The organism is Tsukamurella sputi (genome assembly GCF_007858445.1).
GTDB classification, from domain to species: domain Bacteria; phylum Actinomycetota; class Actinomycetes; order Mycobacteriales; family Mycobacteriaceae; genus Tsukamurella; species Tsukamurella sputi.
On sequence record NZ_VIGV01000084.1, the window covers coordinates 1 to 633 of the forward strand.

At 38.7% G+C, this 633-nt stretch carries 1 protein-coding gene; it reads left to right on the forward strand.

Translation table 11 applies throughout. The annotated features are described in order from the left end of the window. Nucleotides 1-493 precede the first annotated feature (493 nt). Nucleotides 494-633: sigma-70 factor domain-containing protein (locus FK268_RS25940; protein ID WP_497997380.1), on the forward strand; the 140-nt coding region annotated here is incomplete at its 3' end.

Below are 633 nucleotides of genomic sequence, written 5' to 3' on the forward strand. Positions count from 1 at the left end.
TGAATCTCTTCACAAGCGTAAGCAACACCTGGAGAGTAAGCAAGAGAGAGATCCTTGGAATTGACTAGCGGCTTAGTCGCTTCAACTGAAATTTTCCCAGGTCTAGGTTGGGCATGATAGCGAAGCGCTTCAATTCGAAGATCTTCAGTTTTATTATTTGGAGAATCCATTGAGATCTATCCTTTATACTGAATTTTGAGTGAATATTAGATACTAACAAGGATTGATCTTTGAATCTACTAGGCCACCTATAAAAAAAGGAAGTGTGCCAAAATCTAAGGTTATCTCGTTGATTTTAATCTATTAAAGATCTCATTTTTTGCATCTTCTCTCCGCTATTATAAGAATATTAAATAGCGATTTTATGGGGACGATGGGGATCTGATTTGCTATAATGGAGAGCGATTTAAATTATGGAAAGTGCTTCTAGATATAGCTTTTAAGTAGTGAATCAACAGAGTATTTCCCGACGATGTTTGTGGAGGGTTTTATAATGCCAAGTGATGATAAACAGTTAGTACTCCGTGCTAATACTTTTCCGTCTGTCGCCGATGGGCTCGATGCCTATATTAGTGCGATTGGCGATATCCCCACTTTAACCGCTGAAGAGGAGCAAGCGCTTGCTTATCGATT